At 60.8% G+C, this 15,120-nt stretch carries 17 protein-coding genes and 1 pseudogene; 10 read left to right on the forward strand and 8 right to left on the reverse strand.

Features of this window, described 5'->3' with window-relative positions; all coding sequences use genetic code 11:
- The first annotated feature begins 258 nt into the window (after positions 1 to 258).
- The 5 genes and pseudogenes from IVB01_RS22155 to IVB01_RS22175 all read left to right on the forward strand — a co-directional run bounded on the left by IVB01_RS22155 (position 259) and on the right by IVB01_RS22175 (position 4,326).
- A complete protein-coding gene (locus IVB01_RS22155) occupies positions 259 to 777 on the forward strand; it encodes a GNAT family N-acetyltransferase (protein ID WP_247280391.1) in 519 nt (172 codons plus the stop codon).
- Entirely contained in the window at positions 774 to 1,523 is a 750-nt protein-coding gene (locus tag IVB01_RS22160) for a class I SAM-dependent methyltransferase (RefSeq protein ID WP_247280392.1), read from the forward strand. The genes IVB01_RS22155 and IVB01_RS22160 overlap by 4 nt, the downstream gene beginning before the upstream one ends.
- Before the next feature lie 145 nt (positions 1,524 to 1,668).
- Positions 1,669 to 1,989: pseudogene (locus IVB01_RS22165) on the forward strand (integrase); the annotation flags it as partial.
- 133 nt (positions 1,990 to 2,122) lie between these two features.
- Complete coding sequence (locus IVB01_RS22170) at positions 2,123 to 3,292, forward strand: beta-propeller fold lactonase family protein (RefSeq protein WP_247451477.1); 1,170 nt, start codon at positions 2,123 to 2,125, stop codon at positions 3,290 to 3,292.
- A 287-nt stretch (positions 3,293 to 3,579) separates the two neighbouring features.
- On the forward strand, positions 3,580 to 4,326 hold the full coding sequence (locus tag IVB01_RS22175; protein WP_247280111.1) for a C13 family peptidase: 747 nt from the start codon (positions 3,580 to 3,582) through the stop codon (positions 4,324 to 4,326).
- A 702-nt stretch (positions 4,327 to 5,028) separates the two neighbouring features.
- Here the strand turns inward: IVB01_RS22175 and IVB01_RS22180 are convergent.
- Positions 5,029 to 5,253 carry a hypothetical protein gene (locus IVB01_RS22180; protein WP_247280112.1) on the reverse strand — a complete coding sequence of 75 codons (225 nt, stop codon included), beginning with the start codon at positions 5,251 to 5,253 and terminating at the stop codon, positions 5,029 to 5,031.
- 414 nt (positions 5,254 to 5,667) lie between these two features.
- On the opposite strand from IVB01_RS22180, the gene IVB01_RS22185 reads away from it, so the two are divergent.
- Positions 5,668 to 6,123: a GNAT family N-acetyltransferase gene (locus tag IVB01_RS22185; RefSeq protein ID WP_247280113.1), complete on the forward strand. Its 456-nt coding sequence runs from the start codon at positions 5,668 to 5,670 to the stop codon at positions 6,121 to 6,123.
- A gap of 899 nt (positions 6,124 to 7,022) precedes the next feature.
- Here IVB01_RS22185 and IVB01_RS22190 read toward each other — a convergent pair.
- A complete protein-coding gene (locus IVB01_RS22190) occupies positions 7,023 to 7,799 on the reverse strand; it encodes a helix-turn-helix transcriptional regulator (RefSeq protein WP_247280114.1) in 777 nt (258 codons plus the stop codon).
- 184 nt (positions 7,800 to 7,983) lie between these two features.
- Positions 7,984 to 8,337 (reverse strand): DUF2200 domain-containing protein, encoded by a 354-nt coding sequence (locus IVB01_RS22195; RefSeq protein WP_247280276.1) that lies wholly within the window; start codon positions 8,335 to 8,337, stop codon positions 7,984 to 7,986.
- Between the two features lie 391 nt (positions 8,338 to 8,728).
- Here IVB01_RS22195 and IVB01_RS22200 point away from each other — a divergent pair, with 391 nt between their 5' ends.
- The 4 genes from IVB01_RS22200 to IVB01_RS22215 all read left to right on the forward strand — a co-directional run bounded on the left by IVB01_RS22200 (position 8,729) and on the right by IVB01_RS22215 (position 11,389).
- The gene (locus IVB01_RS22200) at positions 8,729 to 10,000 is read left to right on the forward strand and encodes an SDR family oxidoreductase (RefSeq protein WP_247280115.1); all 1,272 of its coding nucleotides are present in this window, start codon (positions 8,729 to 8,731) and stop codon (positions 9,998 to 10,000) included.
- The gene (locus IVB01_RS22205; RefSeq protein ID WP_247280116.1) at positions 10,000 to 10,479 is read left to right on the forward strand and encodes a DUF2269 domain-containing protein; all 480 of its coding nucleotides are present in this window, start codon (positions 10,000 to 10,002) and stop codon (positions 10,477 to 10,479) included. Before IVB01_RS22200 ends, IVB01_RS22205 begins: the two co-directional genes overlap by 1 nt.
- A gap of 146 nt (positions 10,480 to 10,625) precedes the next feature.
- Entirely contained in the window at positions 10,626 to 11,081 is a 456-nt protein-coding gene (locus IVB01_RS22210) for a YidB family protein (protein ID WP_247280117.1), read from the forward strand.
- 44 nt (positions 11,082 to 11,125) lie between these two features.
- Complete coding sequence (locus IVB01_RS22215; protein ID WP_247280118.1) at positions 11,126 to 11,389, forward strand: GlsB/YeaQ/YmgE family stress response membrane protein; 264 nt, start codon at positions 11,126 to 11,128, stop codon at positions 11,387 to 11,389.
- 115 nt (positions 11,390 to 11,504) lie between these two features.
- Here the strand turns inward: IVB01_RS22215 and IVB01_RS22220 are convergent, their stop codons facing one another.
- The 5 genes from IVB01_RS22220 to IVB01_RS22240 all read right to left on the reverse strand — a co-directional run bounded on the left by IVB01_RS22220 (position 11,505) and on the right by IVB01_RS22240 (position 15,099).
- Positions 11,505 to 12,239 carry a hypothetical protein gene (locus IVB01_RS22220; RefSeq protein WP_247280119.1) on the reverse strand — a complete coding sequence of 245 codons (735 nt, stop codon included), beginning with the start codon at positions 12,237 to 12,239 and terminating at the stop codon, positions 11,505 to 11,507.
- On the reverse strand, positions 12,236 to 12,652 hold the full coding sequence (locus IVB01_RS22225; protein WP_247280120.1) for a phage holin family protein: 417 nt from the start codon (positions 12,650 to 12,652) through the stop codon (positions 12,236 to 12,238). Before IVB01_RS22225 ends, IVB01_RS22220 begins: the two co-directional genes overlap by 4 nt.
- Positions 12,649 to 13,329 (reverse strand): hypothetical protein, encoded by a 681-nt coding sequence (locus IVB01_RS22230; RefSeq protein WP_247280121.1) that lies wholly within the window; start codon positions 13,327 to 13,329, stop codon positions 12,649 to 12,651. The genes IVB01_RS22225 and IVB01_RS22230 overlap by 4 nt, the downstream gene beginning before the upstream one ends.
- A 12-nt stretch (positions 13,330 to 13,341) precedes the next feature.
- Positions 13,342 to 14,289: a DUF3618 domain-containing protein gene (locus IVB01_RS22235; protein WP_346015533.1), complete on the reverse strand. Its 948-nt coding sequence runs from the start codon at positions 14,287 to 14,289 to the stop codon at positions 13,342 to 13,344.
- Between the two features lie 516 nt (positions 14,290 to 14,805).
- Complete coding sequence (locus IVB01_RS22240) at positions 14,806 to 15,099, reverse strand: hypothetical protein (RefSeq protein ID WP_247280123.1); 294 nt, start codon at positions 15,097 to 15,099, stop codon at positions 14,806 to 14,808.
- Positions 15,100 to 15,120: the final 21 nt, after the last annotated feature.

Raw genomic sequence — 15,120 nt, forward strand, 5'->3', positions numbered from 1 at the left:
ACCAGCGGCACGGCGGCGAACGTCAGCTTGGATGCTCCAATGGCGTAAAGTCGAGTTGATCGGCTGCACGACGACGCACGTTGCAATGTCGGAGTCGGGTCAAAGGCTGCCTTGGCCCGCTCGGATCGCCTTGTTCGGGTCACCTTTAGCAAGCGGATCTCGCGGCGCTCTCAGCTGAGGTCGGCACGAGGCCAGTGGGCGACATTGCAGCGAGGCTGCCCATTGCCACGGGTATCGGCCGTATGCCAAAATCACTGGATGCAAATACGAGAAGCTATACCAGAAGATGCGCCTTCTGCCTGCATTGTGTTGCAGCGATCGATAGCGGAGCTTTGCGGAGCTGACCACCGAAGCGACCCCTCCATCTTGGCACGATGGTTGGGCAATAAGACGCATGAGAATTTCTGTGCTTGGGTCGAACAGACGGACAACTCGGTGCTTGTGGCTGTCGAAAATAACGACATCCTCGCGGTCGGGTCAGTAACCGATGCCGGAACGATTGGCCTCAATTACGTATCGCCCGACGCGCGATTTTGGGGAGTTAGCCGCGCCCTACTGCGGGCGCTAGAAACGCGAGCCGCAGAAAGAGGCAATAACCAGTGTAGCTTGACGAGCACTGAGACCGCGCGCCGATTTTACGTGTCCAACGGCTATGTCGAAAATGGGCCGCCGCTCGGCGGATTTGGGACCAGTTCCGGATATCCCATGACCAAGGCTCTGACGACGTTTGCGCGAGCGGAGGCAAAAGGTCTGGATGGTCCAGAGGGCCCATCATGAGCATCACACGAACGATTGCAGATGCTGTGCCTCTAAATGTCAGCTGGGAAGCCGAGGCCAGTCACTGGATACGATGGGCGCGCGCTCCCGGACATGATAGCTACTGGCGCTTTCACCGAGATCAATTCCTTCATCTGTTGCCTGCGCCCGGACGACAAACGGTAGATATCGGCTGCGGCGAAGGACGGCTAACCCGTGACCTGAAGGGACTTGGGCACAGGGTCGTCGCAATCGACAGTTCGCCGTCTATGGTCGAAGCTGCGCGAGAGTTCGACCCGGCGACGGACGTGCGTTTGGGGGACGCCACGGCGCTACCCCTTGACGACGCCTGCGCGGACTTAGCAATCGCCTTCATGTCACTTCAAGATATCAGCGATATGCCTGCGGCCGTCCGAGAAGCGGCGCGTGTGTTGCAACCGGGTGGCAGATTTTGTGTGGCAATTGTTCATCCGATCAATTCCGCTGGGAGATTCGAACAGGCAAGCGCCGAAGCGCGTTTCATCATCCAGGGCGACTATCTCAGTGCATTTCGATATGCTGACGCGGTCGAGCGTGACGGTTTGGCGATGACGTTCCATAGCGAGCATCGCCCTATCGAAGCTTATTTCTTAGCGCTAGAGAGCGCGGGATTCTTAGTCGAGATGCTTCGAGAGCCATCCCTTCCCGAACATGCCGTCTTGTCCAGTGCTGCCCGACGTTGGCAGCGCATACCCTACTTTCTGCATTTGCGCGCCCTCCGCCAGTAAATGCCCCGATGTCGCTTATGGGACATTTGCACCCACCCGGCCAACCAATAGGACCAAAGTACGCCTGCAATTGTCTATAAGCCGACGTAGGTTCAAAAGGTTGCTCGCCCGAAAATGACCGGCCTCATCAACTGAGGAGGTCATCATGACTGATGTCCCAAGCCCCAACGTGAACGTCGCCAAGCGGCGACCGTGGAATAAGGGAAAGATCGTTGGCGCGAAGCCGCCACTCCGTCCCAAGCACGTCTGGTCCATTCGAACAAAGCTCCAGGTCGAAGGTCGGATTCGCGATCTGGCGCTGTTCAACGTCGCTATCGATAGCAAACTTCGTGGTTGCGACGTTGTCGCCCTCAAAGTCGATGATATCGCACCCAGCGGCTATGCGGCCGATCGAGCCAGTGTCCGCCAGAAGAAGACCGGTCGTCCCGTCAAATTCGAGCTTACCGAGGCGACCCGCCAAGCCCTCGATGACCATCTGAGGGCGACAGGCGAGAAGCCAGGAGATCAGACGAGGCACCACTAGCGAACGAAAGCCTCACCTCGTAAACTGCTAAGACCAGCCCTGCAGAGGCGGGCGTCATTTTCGGGAGGATGCCAAGATGTGGCGTAACCGTGCCATAGGATTATCATTTGCGGCCGTCATGCTGCTCAGTACGAGCTTTAGCACTGGGCACGCGAAGCCGCTCTTGATCGTCGGCCTCGATGAGAAGCTTCTGTGGGACGAAAGCGGCAAGCCCGTTCTGTCTGCACCTGGTAAGGATCAGGTTCTCATCGTTGATCTCGCCTCTCCTGAAACCCCCAAGATCATCGGTGCCCTGCCGCTGAAGAACTCAGTGGTCGGACCGCCCGTGAACGTTGCGATCGATCCCAGCGGAACCGTGGCGCTGGTCGCCGACTCGGTCGACGTCGTCAAGGAGGGCGACACGCTGAAACAGGTGCTGGACAACAAGATTTACGTCGTCGACCTGCAGGCCAATCCGCCCAAGCTGGCTGCAACGCTCACTGGCGGGAAACAACCTTCCGGGCTCAGCTTCAGTCCAGATGGCAAGATGGCACTGGTCGCCAATCGCGGAGACAATTCGATCAGCGTCCTCTCCGTGAACGGCACTGACGTGAAGATCACGGACACCGTTGCGATGCCGGACAGTCCATCGCACGTGACGTTCACCCCTGATGGCAAGCGAGCCCTGGTCGCCCGCTTCCCTGCTCACAAAGTCTCCATGCTGGACATCGCGGGCGATAAGGTGACGTACAACAAGATCGATCTGCCGGCCGGCCAGTGGCCCTACAATGTCGCGGCCGCACCCGGCGGGAAAATCGCCCTGACCTCGGATAACGGCAACGCAGGTGCTTCCGATGGAAGTGTGGATACCACGAGCGTCATCGATTTGGAGGCCAATCCGCCACGCATCATCGATCGCGTGGTGGTGGGCGACGGCCCCGAGGGGCTTGCAATCAGCCCCAAGGGCGACGTCGCGGTTGCGGTCATTCTGCGCGGTTCCAACATGAAGAACGCATACTTCTACGAAAAGAACGGTAGCATCTCGGTTCTCAAGATCGACGGCAAGAAAGTGAGCAAGACCGCAGACATCGAGGTCGGCGGCTTGCCCGAGGCTGCTGTCTTCACGCCCGACGGCAAGTACCTTCTCATCGGCAACTATCTGACGCAGGACTTCTCCATTCTGAAGGTCGATGGCAGTAACATCACGGACACAGGCAAGCGCTTCCAGGTGCCCGGACATCCCGCTTCGGCGAGGATGGGACCGTAAAAGCCTTCATCCATCCGTCGAGGGCTCATCGTGGGGCTCAGGTTTCGTTGGCAATGATAATTAGCTGTTGAACTGGGCAGTTTGCGGTCGACCCACGATCCGGCCCTCGGACGCGAACTCCCGGCCTGTCCCTGTGAACGGACTCCTGGCTACACCGCGTCAAAGGATGCAATGGGCCGTATCCGGACCCTTGCACGTGCCATTCCGAAGGATGGAAATTCACTGGATTTCCGCTATTTTGTGTTGAGCCGCAGTTCTGTAGCGGCGATCTCGAAACGAGGTTCGCGATGACCTCCAGGTCCTCGATCAGGCGGCTCGGCGCGCCGCTCGTCGTTTTTTTTCTGACCATCTGGTCGTTGGTTCCTCCGGTCCATGCGATTGCGGACGCTGGAAAGGTTGGCGTGGTGTCCTTTGGCCTGTACGGGGATCAAGGCGTGTTTAGATCCGAGGCGACCGGCGCGGCTCAGGTCGTGGCCGGCCGTTTCGAGACGGGACCGATCAACGTGGAGTACAATTCCAAGAAAGGGGGAAATGCAACGATCGAAGCTCTGGCCAAGTCGTTGCAGACGGCAGCCAACCGCTTGGATGCCGAGAAAGATGTTCTCTTTTTGATTCTCACCTCGCATGGCTCTCCTGATGGCCTTGCAATCAAGGCGGGGCGGCTCACACAAACGCTCACACCATCTCATCTCCGCGACATGCTCGCGAAGACAGGTGTGCGACACAAGGTGGTGGTGATCTCGGCTTGTTATTCCGGGGTTTTTATCCCGCGCCTGGCGACTCCCGATGTGCTGGTCATCACCGCGGCCGATGACAAGCATTCGTCGTTCGGCTGCCAGGACAAGGCCAAGTGGACCTATTTTGGCGACGCTTTTTTCAACGTCGCGCTCCGGAAAGCCGTCAGCCTGAAGGATGCGTTTCTCGATGCGCGCTCACTCGTCCGGAAGCGAGAATTGCGGGAACATTTCGAGCCGTCGAATCCGCTCATGGCGGGCGGTGCAGACGTGCTGCCATTGCTTGTCGGACGTCCTTGAACAACCGGCCGCGAGCGCAAAGGCTATCGCTCGCGGGCGCATCGCCATTTCCGGTCACCCCCGACAAGCAGACTGTTTGGCGCTTAGACTTCGCATTCGGGCCAGTAGGCGACATGGCGCGGGTGGCCTGATATGAACGAGGCCGCCAACTGAGGCGGCCTTCGCGATGACGAGTGCGCGGGGCAGTGCCAAGCGATGCCGGACCACTCCGCCACCCTGAAAATTGGCGAGACCTTTACAGGCGCCCCCGACAAGTCTCGCGGTACCTGCGGCAATTTCCTGCGCCTTGTTCGCCCAGCTCGTTCTTGTAGAGGCAGGCCTGTCTCAATTCGGCGCACACATCCCTGCGTACTGGTCTTTGGCAGGTCTCCCGATACCTGCGGCAATTTCCTTCGCCCCGTTCCCCTAGCGCGTCCTTGTTTTCGCAGGCAAGCCGCAATTGCTCGCATTGCCCGCCCCCTCGACGGTCGTACCCTCGGACGCCTCCCGGTCCAATCTCAAAGGATTGGGAAAAGGCCGAGATCGGGATTACAAAAAGCGCAGTTGCCGCTGCGGCGCTGAATGCATACTTGCGCATTCCTTTCAACATGGCTGATCCTCCAGTTGGTATGTTCCGATGAATAGAGGGGGCCACTTCGGCGGCCTCTCTCTTGTCGATGGGAGCGGACGGAGTGGGAGTCATCGCTTCTCGCCACCGCTCCCTTAGTGCGCGCAGACCTTGATGGTCTTCATCCCGGTCTCAGCTTCAGTGCGTGTCTTGAACACCTTGCCGTCGCCAACAATGACGGCGGTTGTGGTGGTCGGCTTCTTGTCCATGATCGTGCATTTCTTCGTGGAGGTGTCTTGCACTACATAAAATTCCGTCTGGGCGGAGGCAGCGCCGGTCATGATTGCAGCGGCAGCAGCCGAAATGAGAAGCTTCTTCATTGTGTCTCCTCCATTGTGAGTATGTCCCTGCGCAAATTATCGAGCGCGTGATTCGGTTCCACGGCTGCAAACTACGGCTGGGGTTCACTACTGTGTGGAGATCCTAAAGGGATGATATGAACGCCGGCCGAACGGGCAGTTCAGAGATCGTTTATCTCGAGGTTACCGATCTTCGCCTCCGCAAGCGCACCACCCCCCAGGGGCCGACTTCGGGTTTGGGGTCACATGCTGAAGCGAAGAGACTTCACGGCCCTAATCCGCTCTCCACCTGAAAGCAGACGGTCGTTGGATGGTTGGGCGAGGCAGCTACGGGCCAACATGAGACGCTGTTCTGCTTGCGAAAGGAACTTGCGACATCTGTTCTTTGCGCGCTGAGGTAGAGGCTCTGGAGGCTGCATAGTGTGACTGATATTGATGATCCATCACGAGATACGAAAGGCCTCGACGGCCGATGCAAGTGCACTGAGCACGCTCATTCAAGATGCGGTGCGCGTATCGAATTCGCGCGACTACAATCAGGCGATCATTGAATTGATTTGTGCGAATTTCGCGCTCGACAGGGTCATCGAAAAAATGGAGCAGCGGGACGTATTCGTAGCCGCGAGTGATTGCGTCGTTGTCGGGACGGTCAGCCTTGGCCAGGGAAAGCTGCACTCTTTGTTCGTCGCTCCGGAACACCAAGGTGGAGGCATCGGAAGACGCTCAGTCGAGTATCTGGAGAGACATGCTGTCGGCAAGGGCTTGTCTGAGCTCTGGTTATCGTCCTCGATTACGGCAAAACCGTTCTATACAAAGCTCGGATACGAACTTGTTCACTTCGAAGAACGTCCGGACGGATCGACTTTTCTGATGAAGAAGCCATTGCTCTGATTACGCCCGCTTCGGGTCAACAGCGCAGGTCACGCGAATGGCTTGTCATTTCCGGTTTTCCCTGATGAGCGGACCCTTGAACGTTGCGTCCGGAATTCGCATTCGGGCCAACACCAGATCTCAGCCGATAACTTCGTGCGGCTGTCCGGCGGTGGCCGAATGATCGCACCAAGTGCTTTGGCCGTCTTGAGACTGATAGCGAGAGCGAGTCAGTCCTCTATTCCACAGGTACGTCCGCGCACGTTGGCTTCGCAGGGAGCCTCGCAAACTGTCAACCATACCGTCGATTGATTCTACTCGGGCCATAGGCAATCAGCGAGCGTTCTCTGCTCCCTGCGGGCCACTCCGACATTGGCTCAGCGCGCCCAATTGCGCTGTGCGGTCCAGTAGCCTGAACAGCGCGCGTTTCCTGAATGGCCGCTCCACGTCCCGCGGCCAACATTGCTCGAGAGTCTACCTGAGCCGGAGGCGAATTTGTCCTGAACTGTCACCGAGGCCCGAACCGCGCCGGAACGCGCCACGTGGCCTCTGAACCTGACTAGATTCGGATGTGTAACTATTCCGTCGGTGATGTTGACGGTGAAATTATAGGTCGCATCGCAAGGTCCTCTTTGCGTCACGAAAATGAGGTCCCAGGATCCGTCGAATGCAGAGCGGGCTTGCGCGACGGAGTGGAAGGTGACCAGGCAGCCCACGGTCGCCACACAGGTGAAAAGCTGCTTCATTGTTTGCTCCAAGCTGTCTCCCACACATGGCGAGCGGAGCTGGAGAGTTCAATGCGGCTCGCCGGAGGCCGGAGGAGTGTTGTCGGCTGCGGGTCGCGAGGCGACGGTCCCGGAGGCGGGACCGCGTATCCGCTTTACCTCGCAAGTGGATATCGCGGACCCCGAGTCCGCGCCTTAGTTCAGACTGCACGCTAGCAGGCGCAGGACGATCGCAAACAGCTCGCTCTGCGAGGAGATGCCGAGCCGCTCATAGGCACGCTTGCGATAGGTCAGGGTCGAATGCAGGCTGACGCCGAGGTCTTTCGAGATCGCCTCGGAGCTGAAGCCGGCGAGGATGCGCCGGCAGACCTCCTGCTCGCGCGGCGTGAGGGCGGCAAGCGGCGCGCAGCTCGCGAACAACCCGGCGAGCGTCCGGTCTGGCGTTGCAGTGTGCTGAAAATGGCGGGCAACGCTCGCGGCGATCGCCGGCGCGATCGCCTCAAGGCGCTCTCGCTGCAGGGCGCTGAAGCGACCTTGCGCGGCGATGCGGTAGAAGTTGACGTAGAAGCAGGTGTCGCCAGTCCAGATCGCAGTCGCGCATTTGTCGACGATGCCCGAATCCTGGAAGAAGATTTTCCGGTAGCGCGCGCCATACATGCGCGGCGCGAACGCAGGCAGCATGATCGGCGCGCCGCCCTCGCGCTCGAACAGCGCATCGCGGTTGGGATCGGATTCGTGGAACTGTCCGGCATAGGCCGCGCCGAGATCGCCGCCGATCGGGATGTTGCCGGCATCGAGCAGGCAGCGCGCAGCGCCGGCACGGGTCAGCGCAAACACCATGCAATGGCCGACATCGGCCTGCCGCCGCAGCGTATCGATCAGGACATTTGGGAAATCGGGGCGTCCGATGGCGAGCACCGCCGACGTTGTATCGCCAGCCGCTGGATATGCGGGCACCGGCTGAGACCGCATCGTTTTCCTCCGCAAGATGTTCTTTTGTTGGAGGATAGCAGGAACGGGATTTCGCCGGAAGTTGGAGAGCGGAACACGGCCGGTATTGCACCAGCAGCTGCTGCCTCATCCTCGCGATCAGATGGAGCGGTATCCGCCCGTTGGGCCGATGGGTTCGCAAAGAGCTCAATCAGGCGCTCGAGAATCACTCCTTTCGCAAAATCTTGTCCATCGTTTTTCCCCGGGCCAGCTCATCGACCAGCTTATCGAGATACCGGATCTCTCGCATCGTTGGTTCTTTGATATCCTCCACTCGGACGCCGCAAATCACGCCTTTGATCAGGGATCGGGAAGGATTGATCTTGGGGGCCTTTGCAAAGAAGGTCTCGAAGTCCGTCTGTTTTTCCAGTTCAGCTTCCAGCTCCTTCTGACCATAGCCCGTCAGCCAGGAGATGATCTGATCGATCTCGGCTTTGCTGCGTCCTTTCTTCTCTGCTTTCGCGACGTAAAGTGGGTAAACGCTTGCGAAGCTCGTTGTGTAGATCCGATGTTTTGCCATGGCCATTCCAGGAGTTCGCTTGTTGCAGGACTGAGACTCGAGACGATCAGGTGCTCGGCGGCGCCCCAGGTCATACGGAGGCTTGGGTCAAGAAACGCAATTCCGGCGATGCACATTTTTATTTCAGCTCGAGAATCGCCACCTTCCCGCTTCTCCGTACAGGTCCTGCGCCGCCGCCGCGTCCGGTAATCTAGCGTCGGCGCGGCGACCCTCTCATATCGATGGCGACGCAACATCTGCGGCAAGGGCGGTCGCGACAAGGCGCTGTCTGCACCAAACTCACCTGTTCCGCCGCGAGGAACCATTACATCAGCCCTGCTTTATTCGTCTGCGCCTTCAGAATTGATCAGCGGTTTGCGTTCCCCGGGGCGACCAATTGAGGGACCAGTCGATGCGCATCCTGCTCGTTGGGGGGACGGGGCTTATTGGATCGGCAATCCACGCCAGGCTCTCCGCCGACGGGCATGAATGCGTATTGGTGTCGCGTCATCCGGCGGCACCCAATGCGCACCACATCACCCTCGATGTTGCCCGGACCACCGACGCTTCGAAGTGGAAGGGCATTCTTGCGGGCGTCGATGCCGTCATCAATGCGGCGGGTGCCCTGCAGGGGCAGGACATGCAAGGCGTTCATGTCGCCGGCAGCGCGGCACTTTATGCTGCGTGTGAAAGCGCCGGCGTCCGCCGTGTCATCCTCTTCTCGGCGATCGGCAGCAATCGCGATGCCCGGACCGATTTTTCGCGCACCAAACGCGACGGCGAAGCCGCCTTGATGGCGCGGGACCTCGATTGGGTCGTGCTGCGGCCTTCAGTCGTTGTAGGGCGGCCCGCCTATGGTGGCAGCGCATTGTTGCGAGGACTGGCCTCCCTGCCGGTCCTACCGATCATGCCCGATACGGCAGCTATTCAACCTGTGCATCTCGACGACGTCGTCGACACGGTCCTGTTCTTCCTGCAACCCGGCGCGCCTTCTCGTCTCGCACTCGATCTGGCCGGTCCGCAGCGGATGGCCTTCAGCGACGCGGTCGCGCTGTTTCGCTCGTGGCTGCGCTGGAGGCCGGCTTACCGGCTGCACCTGCCTTCCTGGGCGGCTTCGGCAGCTTACCGCGCCGGGGACGTTGCCCAGATGCTGGGCTGGGCAACGCCCGTCAACTCGACGGCGCAGGCCGAGATGCGGCGCGGCGCGACCGGCGATCCCGAGCCCTGGCGTCAGGCCACGGGCATCGTGCCGCGTGACCTTGCAGCCGCGCTCGCAAGCGAGCCCGCCTCGGTGCAGGAGCGTTGGTTTGCGCGGCTGTATGCGCTGAAGCCGCTGATATTCGGCGTTTTCGGTCTGTTCTGGATCGTCACCGGCATCATCTCCCTGGGACCGGGCTGGGAGATCGGCATGTCGTACGTCCGGGAAGGCGGATTGGGAGAAAGGTTCGCTGCCCTCACCGTCATTGCGGGAGCCCTCGCCGACATCGTCATCGGTCTCGCCATTCTGTGGCGGCCGGCTAGCCTTTACGGGCTCCGGGCAGCACTGATCATCTCGCTGACCTATGTCATGATCGGTACGGCGCTGGTGCCGCGGCTGTGGGCCGATCCGCTCGGACCGATGCTGAAGATCTGGCCGGTGCTGATGCTCAATCTGGTCGCCATGGCGATCCGAGAGGATCGCTGATGCTCTATTTTCTGGTCAAGATGGTGCACATCATCGGTGCTGCGGTCCTGCTCGGCACGGGTGCCGGCATCGCTTTCTTCATGTTGGTGGCGCATCTGCGCGGCGACCTGCGCGAGATCGCGGGGGTGGCGCGGACGGTCGTGCTGGCCGACTTCCTGTTCACGGCGAGCGCCGTGGTCCTGCAGCCGATCACCGGCACATGGCTCGCTTGGTCGAGCGGGTATTCTCTTCGCGAGGGGTGGATTGCGGCGTCCATCGCACTCTATGTGGTGACCGGCGCTTTCTGGCTGCCGGTGGTGTGGATGCAGATGCGAATGCGCGATCTCGCCGTGCGTGCGGTCGAGACCGACGCCAAGCTGCCTGCCGAGTATGACCGTCTCTTCCGGTGGTGGTTCGCCTTTGGATTTCCGGCGTTCGCAGCCGTGCTGGCTATCTTTTGGCTGATGATCGCCCGCCCGGCTATTCCATATTGGGATTGAACTGACGCGGCGCCAGCTCGATTGGCCGCTCATCACGCCCGCTTCTGTTTCGCCTGCACCGGCTCCGGCGAGCTGCGAATGCACGCCTAGGAACAGAACCGGACTGGCCGAGTTCGAGCTGTCTAACCTTATCACGGAGTTACAAGATGAGCCGCGGAATGCCGTCCATGACCGCACTGCTCGGACTGCTAGCCATCGCCGGGTATCAGAACCGCGACAAGCTGGCGGAGTTGCTCAGAGGACCGGGATCTGGCTCGCTTGAACCCGCCAACACCCGCCAGCCGCTGGGCGGCCTGCTCGGCAATCTCACGGGCATGCTGAGCGGGGCGGGTGTCGGAGGATTACTGCAGGGCGGAATTGGCGAGCTGCTGGAGAAATTCGACCAAAACGGCCACGGGGACGCGGCTCGGTCTTGGGTCAGTTCAGGTCCCAACAAGGACATCTCGCCCTCGCAGTTGCGGGAAGCAATCGGCCCCGACGTGCTGGACAAGCTGGAGCGGGAAACCGGGCTGTCTCACGAGGAGATCCTCGCAAGGTTATCGCGCGAGCTTCCCCAGGCAATCGACAAGTACACGCCTGAGGGGCGTTTACCCACCTCATAGCCTTCGCACTGCCATCGTCGTTGTTTGTTCAGGAGGAGTGGAGAATGAGCATTATTTGGACCATCATTATCGGCTTTATCGCGGGGGTGATCGCAAAGTTCATCATGCCAGGTGACAACGAACCCTCCGGGTTCATCCTTACGACCATCCTCGGGATCGTTGGCGCCTTCGTAGCCACCTACCTCGGCCAAGCCCTTGGCTGGTACCGTCCTGGAGAGGGTGCCGGACTCATCGGCGCCGTGGTCGGGGCCATCATCGTGCTCTTTGTGTATGGCCTCATCGCCGGACGACAACGGCGCACGATTTGAAGAACAAAAGGCCGGGCTTTTCTCGCAGCGACCTGCGTGCGAAGCATCCTGCCTGATCAAGCTTGAGCAAAGGGCGCGCGCCGTTGACGGCCAGCGCGCCCCCTTTCTGGTCTCATCAAAGAGACTTCACCTCGGCACGGGCAGCTGCCGCAGCGTCCGTGCCGGCCTGCTTAACTCGGTCCACAACTTCGGCGCTGGTGTCGCTGATTTCTGCGACAACCGTGTCCGAGGCCTCACGCATGGCCTGCGACACCGCGCCGGCGCGCCGGTTCAGGTCGGCTTTCACATCGTCGCTGACCTCGCCGATATACTTGTTCTCGATCTCGGAGGCGCGAAACGCGCCCGCAACCGCCGCACCGATCGCGATGCCCACGAGCCCAAGCACGAGCGGCTGCCGTTCGAGCATATTGGCGAGTGATGACTTCGCGTTGTTTATGGCCTCCCTGTCCGGAAACGCATTGCCGAGCCTGCTGAATTTCTCCTGCGCGAAAGCGACGCCCTCGTCGAAACGATCTCGGACGTTGTCGGCCGCTCCCGAGACCGCATCGGAAGCGGCAGCGGTCGCGCCTCCCAAGGTTTCTCCGACGCCCGTCGACCGATCGTTGTCCATTTCAGGTGCGGTTGGGGGAGCCTCGGTCTGCTTGATCGCGGATGCCGCCGACCTGAGACCGCTCGTCCCAAGGTCGACGACAGGCGCGACGGCATCCGCAGCCGAACGCGCCGCAGTCTTAAGCTGCCGGTCGCCGGCCAACAGCCAGAGCGCTCCACCTCCGATCAGCGCGGCGGCAAGCGGGTTTTCCCGGGCAGCGGCCACCAAATTGTCCATAAAGCTGGTTTTTGTGCTGCTCATCGCACCATTCCCTTCACAGTGTCCTTATCCTTTTCGAGCTGGCCGATCGTTTCCCTGGGGGCCAGATGACGCGCATCAAGCCGGTTGATGCCAACGGCGACCAGCACGGCGGCGATGGCCGCCGCGATAATTGCCGACGTCAGATAAGAGACCGGCTCCGACCATCCCGCGGAGATCAATGCGGCGGACAGGGCGAACAGTGCCATGACGATCGCCGGGATCACCAGAACGGCACCGCCTACGATCAAGCCTAGCGCGCTGCCGATCTTTTGAAGCTTTTCGCCAACCTCCGCCTTTGCCAGCTCTATCTCGTTCTGGAAGAGCTTGGCGAACTGCGACATGGCATCGCCGAGCAGGGTCGAGATCGCCCTGAACTCGCTTTGACTGGTTTTGATATCGCGCTCGATGCTCATGGTACTGTGTTGCCCTGCGTGGATGAGGTTTGTTGGGGATTAGGGCCACGCCGCACGGACCCCTGAGACCAGGTCTGTTCTCCCGCCGAAAACGAGGTCCCGCCCGGCTTCTGACCGCTTCCCGGCGACGATCTGTTCGTCGTGTCGCGCTGCCCTGGGGATGACGAGTGTCCGCCCGATGCCTTCAGGAAGCGGACGGCCGCAAAGCCTGCCAGCACCGATATTCCGAGGAAGGCCGCAGGCTGACGTTTGGCGAAGTCGGTTGCGCCTTCGACGAGATCCCGGAAGCTCCCTTCCCGGATCTTCTGGGCGGCGTCCTCGACATAGTCGGCAGCGGAATCGATGCCACGTGCCGCGAACGGTACGTCGGTCTCGAAAGCTCGGCCGGCTTCGCGGATATTGCCCGCCAGGCGCTCGATGAAATCGGCGCCGGACCGCTGCTGCTCACGGGCCTGGCTCTGGATCTGGTCCACGGTTCCCTCCGCGACCCCCTTTGCTGCATCCGCGGCCTCACTGAATTTGTCACGCGCAAGATCAGCCGATGCCTGGAGAGCATCACCGGCGCGCTGCTTCATCTCCGCTCCGGCATCGCCGATCTGTCCTTTCAGATCCTTCGCGGTGCCTTTGTCCTGGTCCTTTGCGAACTGCGTTACGTTGTGCGGGTCCAAATCGCTCATGATGGTTTTCCTTCAAGTGTTGGTTTGAGAGGGACTAAAGGCAGCTTTGACCACGTCGCCGGCAGCCTCTTTCAATGTGTCCGCCATGTTCTGCGTCATACGGCTGGCGTGGGCGCCGAGATCAGCCTCGCCGACCTTTTGCGCCGCAACATCGGCTGCCGATGTGGTCGCGTCTTTCGCTGCCTCGAATCCGGATTGCGCCGCAGCCGCCGCGGCCTGCTTCACTCCGTCGCTTGCTCTCCCCATGACCTTGGCTTCAGCCCTGGTCTCGGGAAGAGCCGCAGCAATGATGGCGCCGACCGCGATCCCCAAGCCTCCGATGAGGGCGGCATTGTCGCCAATGGTCTGACGGGCCTGGTCAGGCGCGCTGGCAGCGGCATCCTTGGTTGCATCCATGCCGCTCTTGAGCTTTTCACCCGCGAAACTGGCGGCCCGAGCCGCGCCCGCCCGCAGATCAGCGGCAATTCCAGCGGCCTTGTCCTGCGCGTCACCAGCCATCTCGGCGGCTCGGCTTTGAGCGGAGGATAGCGTCTCCTTGGCATCGCCCTGCATGGCCCGGGCGCCCTCCGTCACCTCCTCTAGCATTCGCCCCGCATTATCCATGACCGGACCGGCGGCGTCTGCAGCGCGATCCCGCACTGTCTTCGAAGTCAGGGCAAGCCCGGCGCCGATCATCAGAAGTGGCAACGGCACACCTCGCGCCAACCGCAGCAACGGAACTCCCACTGCGGCGCCCGCGGCCACTGCGCGCATCGGATTGTCCATAATCTGTTGCTTGAGCCCTTCGACCCAACTCTGGGTCTTGTGGCTGACGTATTCGGTGACTTCGGATTTGATGTGCTGCGGCGAGACCTTGTGGCGAATGTCGTCGGCGGTGTCCGATATCTGCTCCTTTAGTCGCCCTACCGTAGCCGCCAGTTCTGCACGGTTGCGCTCGGACTCGCGTCTCAACTCCTCCACAGATCGTGTCATCGCCTTTACCCTCTTGCTTTATTTCTTGGATTTAGGGTCGAACTCACGCTTTGTTGAATCGTTCCTCGCGCTGCCTGGCGCTTGCTGGTGACGACGAGAGCGGGGAGACCAGCGCGATAAGGAGCGACGTTGACCGTCGGAGACGCGCATTGCGTTAGGGCTAGGCGCTCGTGCGTGCCGCTTTGCTCTCGATCGACAGCACGCGCCACGCGCGCCGATATCGGCCGACGCTCGAATTGCTAAACAAGGATGACGTGCGCCAACCGAGCTCGCCGCTAGAGGCAGCGCGTTGGCTCGCGAAGCTGATCGCGGCCGTCTGACGGGCCGATTGCGTCAGGCGCCGCAGTGGGCATCGCCATTTCCGCAACAACCCAAAGGGGACAAAGTTGCAATGATCGCCATCTAGCCATGATTGGATACGAAACGGGCTGCGAGGTCTGCTCCGGGTCAAAACGCCGCGCTTGTGCACTGATCACCGCATACCGGTTCAGCTGCACAGGCCCGCTAACCCGCCGCCGCCTTCCCCGCCGCGACGTTGATCGCGAGCTTGCCGCAGCGGCCGGTGAAGGACCTGCGTATCGACTTCCTCCAGCTTGATCTCGCCGTTCCTTGCGGCCTGTTTCCACGCCGCCTGCGCCGGACGTTCTGGAGCTCCGGCATCACCTCGCGGCCGAACAGCTCGAGCGATTGGCAGATGTGCTCGTGGCTCATCTTGCCGGCCTGCTTGAGCAGGGTGATCTGGTCGATATGCGTAGACTTTAGACCGTCAAGGCGGCCCCGCCGTCCCGGGACGTGCACTGCCTCTTCCAACTTGGATTC

It is taken from the genome of Bradyrhizobium sp. 164 (genome assembly GCF_023073715.1).
GTDB lineage: Bacteria > Pseudomonadota > Alphaproteobacteria > Rhizobiales > Xanthobacteraceae > Bradyrhizobium.

Bases quoted from the DNA above. Each gene is read 5' to 3' on its own strand.
- IVB01_RS22155 (WP_247280391.1), top strand. From the start codon at position 259: ATGCAAATACGAGAAGCTATACCAGAAGATGCGCCTTCTGCCTGCATT.
- IVB01_RS22160 (WP_247280392.1), top strand. From the start codon at position 774: ATGAGCATCACACGAACGATTGCAGATGCTGTGCCTCTAAATGTCAGC.
- IVB01_RS22170 (WP_247451477.1), top strand. From the start codon at position 2,123: ATGTGGCGTAACCGTGCCATAGGATTATCATTTGCGGCCGTCATGCTG.
- IVB01_RS22175 (WP_247280111.1), top strand. From the start codon at position 3,580: ATGACCTCCAGGTCCTCGATCAGGCGGCTCGGCGCGCCGCTCGTCGTT.
- IVB01_RS22180 (WP_247280112.1), bottom strand. From the start codon at position 5,253: ATGAAGAAGCTTCTCATTTCGGCTGCTGCCGCTGCAATCATGACCGGC.
- IVB01_RS22185 (WP_247280113.1), top strand. From the start codon at position 5,668: ATGATCCATCACGAGATACGAAAGGCCTCGACGGCCGATGCAAGTGCA.
- IVB01_RS22190 (WP_247280114.1), bottom strand. From the start codon at position 7,799: ATGCGGTCTCAGCCGGTGCCCGCATATCCAGCGGCTGGCGATACAACG.
- IVB01_RS22195 (WP_247280276.1), bottom strand. From the start codon at position 8,337: ATGGCAAAACATCGGATCTACACAACGAGCTTCGCAAGCGTTTACCCA.
- IVB01_RS22200 (WP_247280115.1), top strand. From the start codon at position 8,729: ATGCGCATCCTGCTCGTTGGGGGGACGGGGCTTATTGGATCGGCAATC.
- IVB01_RS22205 (WP_247280116.1), top strand. From the start codon at position 10,000: ATGCTCTATTTTCTGGTCAAGATGGTGCACATCATCGGTGCTGCGGTC.
- IVB01_RS22210 (WP_247280117.1), top strand. From the start codon at position 10,626: ATGAGCCGCGGAATGCCGTCCATGACCGCACTGCTCGGACTGCTAGCC.
- IVB01_RS22215 (WP_247280118.1), top strand. From the start codon at position 11,126: ATGAGCATTATTTGGACCATCATTATCGGCTTTATCGCGGGGGTGATC.
- IVB01_RS22220 (WP_247280119.1), bottom strand. From the start codon at position 12,239: ATGAGCAGCACAAAAACCAGCTTTATGGACAATTTGGTGGCCGCTGCC.
- IVB01_RS22225 (WP_247280120.1), bottom strand. From the start codon at position 12,652: ATGAGCATCGAGCGCGATATCAAAACCAGTCAAAGCGAGTTCAGGGCG.
- IVB01_RS22230 (WP_247280121.1), bottom strand. From the start codon at position 13,329: ATGAGCGATTTGGACCCGCACAACGTAACGCAGTTCGCAAAGGACCAG.